Origin of the sequence: Mesorhizobium sp. (assembly GCF_004962925.1) — a bacterium.
GTDB lineage: Bacteria > Pseudomonadota > Alphaproteobacteria > Rhizobiales > Rhizobiaceae > Mesorhizobium.
This window is the reverse complement of the sequence record NZ_SUEO01000320.1, coordinates 245-4,782: the sequence shown is the minus strand read 5'-3', so window position 1 is coordinate 4,782 and position 4,538 is coordinate 245. Positions and strand designations below refer to the sequence as shown.

The window sequence follows — 4,538 nt, the reverse complement described above, 5'->3', positions numbered from 1 at the left end:
CATTTGCCGATTTCGTCGCCTGGCTCCCGCCAGCAACCGGCTTTGGCGACAACGACGAAGGTCGCGTCCTGACGCTCGGGGACGAGCCGGGCTATGTCCAATCCGTTGCCGCCGCCACCCACGGTTTTCTGCGGATGCCGGGCAACGCGGCGAAGCCAGACGATTTTCGTGCGCTTTTCTTTGGCACGCCGCCGGAACCGGCACCGGTGTCGCATGGGCTGCAAACGTTCACGCAAGGCGGCCTCTCCGTCTGGCGCGGTGAGATGAATGGCCGCAGCATCGATCTGACATTCGACCACGGACCGCTCGGCTATCTCTCGATCGCGGCTCACGGCCATGCCGACGCGCTGTCGCTCACTCTGTGCATCGATGGCGAGCCGGTGCTGGTTGACCCCGGCACCTGGCTCTACGGTTCGGGGGGCGTTTGGCGCGACTGGTTCCGCTCGACACCGGCCCACAACACGCTGAATATCGAGGGCAAAAGCCAAAGCATCATCGCCGGGGAGTTCAACTGGTCGCACAAGGCGATTGCGACATTGATGGACAGCGAGCCGGGAGCCCACTGGAAGCTGCGCGCTCGCCATGACGGGTATAGAAGCCGCTTCGGCGTCATCCACCAGCGCACTGTGACGCAACAGGCCGACGGCATTCTCGTGACCGACCAACTGCTCGGCGGCAGGCGCGTGGCCGAGGTCGTCTTCCAACTTGCAGCTGGCCTCAGTGCCAACCAACAAGGAAACACGGTCATGGTGCTGCGCGGCGATGAGCCGCTGATGGCCATCCGCTTTCCGGACTCTGCGGTCGAGATCCGCGCCGGCGGCGACGCACCGGGGCAGGGCGGCTGGGTTTCACCGCGTTTTGGCGCCAGACAACCAGCCGAACGCATCGCCTGGCGTGGCGAAGTGGGCGAAGTCGGAATCAATATCCACCTCGCGGCAAGCCCCCCGTCGCAAAGATAGCGACCGGCGCCGCAGCAGAGCGGCCTATCCGCTGTTCCGGCCGTATTCGAGATTAATTACGTTCGGACATTTAGCGTTTTGTTACGGTTGATCTGCTAGTCTGGCGCAAATCCGGCATGCTTTGTTCGTTGCAGCCGCAATAGCCATCTGGTTGCGGGCAACATGCAGTGGGTTTGGCAAGTTTTTTGCTTCGCAATTCGCCGGATCGCCATCTCACGGCCGAGGAGCCACTGCACCGATGTTTTCTGAATTCGCCAGAATGATTGTGGAAAAGCTTTCGAACCTCAATCTGCTGACGCTCAGCCTGCTTTTTCTCACGGCATTTGGGAGCGCGGTGGTCGCTTACTGGCGAACTGTCGAGCATAAATCCTTCAGGGACTTTTTCGATTTTGCATTCCCGGCGGAAGTCATCCTGCACCCGTCGGCGCGAGCGGATGTCCTATTTTGGGTCACGAAACGGCTGATGATGCCTTTCCTGCTCATCCCTGCTGGCGTCACCTTCGTTGCTGCCGTGGGCTATGGGACACACCAGGCAATCGGCTGGCTGTTCGACATCCAGGCGCCGCTCATCGGCGGCCCGGCCGGACCGGTGACGATCGTCATATTCACCGCAACCATGCTGATCGCCTACGACATCTCATACTATCTCTACCACGTCGCCCAGCACCACTTCCCGTTCCTGTGGGAATTGCACAAGGTGCATCATTCGGCCGAGGTGATGGTGGGGATCACCAAGGATCGGGTTCATCCGCTGGACGATCTGATGAATCGTATGTGGGATGGCGTCATCCCGGGGATCTGTTTCGGCATATGGAGCCTGATCGCGCTCGATCCGGTGGAGATCGCTATCTTCGGCATCAACGTCTATGTCATCCGCAACATCCTGATGATGGACTTTGTTCGCCATACCCACTTCAAGATTTCCTTCGGCCCGTTGAACAACGTCATCTTGTGCCCGCACTGGCACCAGGTGCACCACAGCATCGACCCTCGCCACTATGACAAGAATTTTGGCCTGCTTTTTTCGTTCTGGGACCGCTTCTTCGGAACGCAGTTTGTCCCGGATCCAGAGGAAGACCTCAAATTTGGCCTGATAGATCGCGATGTGCGCGACTATCAATCGCTCTTTGGGCTTTACATCCTGCCGCTCAAGAAGATGGGAGGGCATGTCGTCCGACTATTCCACAGGCGTCCCGATGTCATCGCACAGCCACAGGATCGTTCCCCTTCATGAACACCATTGTTTCGATTGACGCTTCGAGCGCAGAGCGCCTGGAAGTCGTCCGTTCGGCGGAACGCCTGGCTGCGGTCGAAGCCGATTGGATGCATCTTTGGCATCGCACCGATGCGCTGATCTTTCAGAGTCATGCCTGGGTTTCGGCATGGTGGAATACTGTAGCGGACCGTGACCAACGCGCGCTGCGGATCGGCCTGGTCTGGAACGGTGACAGGCTCGTTGCCGTCGTTCCCCTGGCGATCGGCAAGCGCAAAGGCCTGCGGTTTCTTGAGTGGGCGGCCAACAGCTATACCGATTACGGGGATATTCTCATTGCTCCGGAATGCTCATTATCGGCCCTGCAGGGCGTATGGGCCCAGATCTGTGACGCCGGCGGCTTCGATCTTGCCTTTCTCAATCGTCTCTTGCCGGGTGCGGCGGCGCGCAAAATTTTCACTCCGGATGTCTCACGCGGCATCAGGCTTCGCCCCAATCACAGAGAGGAAGTCAGTTATCGCGTCGCCGGACCGTGGAAGAGCGGAGCGGCATGGTTTGAGGACCAGTCCAAAAAGACACGCCAGAACTATCGGCGCGGCATCAAGGCATTGGAAGAAACCGGGAAAGTGAAATTTCGCCTGCTTGCGCCCGATGAGCCGCTGCAGCCGGTATTGGAGCGGCTCGCTGCCCTGAAGCGCAGATGGCTGGTGCAGCACACGCGTGAATCCCAACTTTTCGAGGAGGGAGCGCCAGTGCTCGCCGCACTCGTCGATGCGCTGGCGCGCGCCGGCGTGCTGCGCATTTTCGTACTTGAATGCGATGACGTAATGGTCGCGGTCTCCATCAACTTCGTCCAGCGCCACACCATGATGGCGTTTGTGACCACCTTCGATCCGGATTTCAGCCGAGCGTCGCCGGGCATAATCCTGATCATGGACTACATACAGTGGTCGATCGATCATGGCCTGGGCATGGTCGATTTCCTCTGTGGTGGAGAGTCCTTCAAGAACAAGTTCGCAACGCAGGGTGTTATCCTACAATCCGTTCTTGGAACGCGCACGGCGCAAGGCCAGCTCGCTTTTCTTGCCGATCGTATGCGTCAGACGGTCCGGCATGTGCGCGGGCGCGTGGTAGTACCGACACCTTGATTTCGGCTGATTGTGCCAGCCTCATCGGGTCGCCAGCAGCACGAACCGCTCAAAGTGCCGATTGTGCCTGCGATGGAACGACCCGCCAGACCTTGTTGCCGACATCATCCGCCACAAGCAGGGCGCCGCGCCGGTCTATCGCCACCCCCACAGGACGGCCAAAAGCCTTGTCGTCCTGGCTTAGGAAGCCGGTGAGGATGTCTTGAGGCGGGCCAGAGGGCTTGCCGCCGGCAAACGGCACGAAAATCACCTTGTAGCCGCTGCGCGGCTTGCGATTCCACGAGCCATGCTGCCCGACGAAGGCGCCATTCCTGTATTGAGGGCCGAACAGGTCGCCCGTGTTGAAGGTCAGTCCCAATGAAGCCGTGTGCGCCCCGAGCGCATAGTCCGGCTTGATCGCCTTGGCGACGAGGTCGGGCCGCTGCGGCTCGACGCGATCGTCGACGTGCTGGCCGTAATAGCTGTAAGGCCAGCCGTAGAAGCCGCCATCCTTCACCGAAGTCATGTAGTCCGGCACGAGGTCGCTGCCGATCTCGTCGCGCTCATTGACGACAACCCAGAGTTCGCGGCTTTCCGGATTCCAGGACAGGCCGTTGGGATTGCGCAGCCCGGAGGCGAAGAGACGCGTCCGTTTCGAGGCGAGATCGATCTCCAGCACGGCGGCGCGGCTCTCCTCTTCCTCCAAGCCATTCTCGCCGACATTGGAATTGGATCCGACCGTCGCATAGAGCTTCGTCCCGTCCTGCGAGGCGGCCACGTCCTTGGTCCAGTGGTGATTCCTCCCCGCAGGCAGGTCGACTATTTTCTCCGCCGGTGCGGTGATCTCGGTCGCGCCTTCCTGGTAGGGAAAAGCCACAATTGCATCGGCGTTGGCGACGTAGAGCTTGCCGTTGAGCAGGGTCATGCCGAATGGCGAGGACAGCCCGGTGAGGAAGGCCGTTTTGGTTTCTGCCACCCCGTCGCCATCCTGATCGCGCAGCAGCGAGATGCGATTGGCGCTAGACGTTTCCGCGCCAGCCCGGCTCTGGAAGAGGTCCGTGAAGAAGTGGCGTACGCTGCGTATGCTATCTATGAGGAAGCCGCGTATGCTGCGTGTGTTAAAGCCCTCGTCCGGCCTGGGCGGCGCATTGCTCTCCGCCACCAGCACGTCGCCGTTTGGCAGCACGTGCAGCCAGCGCGGATGGTCGAGCCCGCCTGCAAACTCGTTCACTGCAAATC

Annotated in this window: 4 protein-coding genes; 3 read left to right on the top strand and 1 reads right to left on the bottom strand. The window is 60.4% G+C overall.

Annotated features, from left to right (window positions below):
* The 3 genes from E5W87_RS33845 to E5W87_RS33835 form a co-directional block, all read left to right on the top strand.
* Positions 1 to 959: heparinase II/III-family protein (locus E5W87_RS33845; protein ID WP_292407813.1), on the top strand; the 959-nt coding region annotated here is incomplete at its 5' end.
* Positions 960 to 1,197: 238 nt separating this feature from the next.
* Positions 1,198 to 2,193, top strand: a complete 996-nt coding sequence (locus tag E5W87_RS33840; protein ID WP_292407811.1) for a sterol desaturase family protein — start codon at positions 1,198 to 1,200, stop codon at positions 2,191 to 2,193.
* Entirely contained in the window at positions 2,190 to 3,320 is a 1,131-nt protein-coding gene (locus E5W87_RS33835) for a GNAT family N-acetyltransferase (protein ID WP_292407809.1), read from the top strand. The genes E5W87_RS33840 and E5W87_RS33835 overlap by 4 nt, the downstream gene beginning before the upstream one ends.
* A 49-nt stretch (positions 3,321 to 3,369) precedes the next feature.
* On the opposite strand, the gene E5W87_RS33830 is transcribed toward E5W87_RS33835, so the two are convergent.
* Positions 3,370 to 4,538: sorbosone dehydrogenase family protein (locus E5W87_RS33830; RefSeq protein ID WP_292407807.1), on the bottom strand; the 1,169-nt coding region annotated here is incomplete at its 5' end.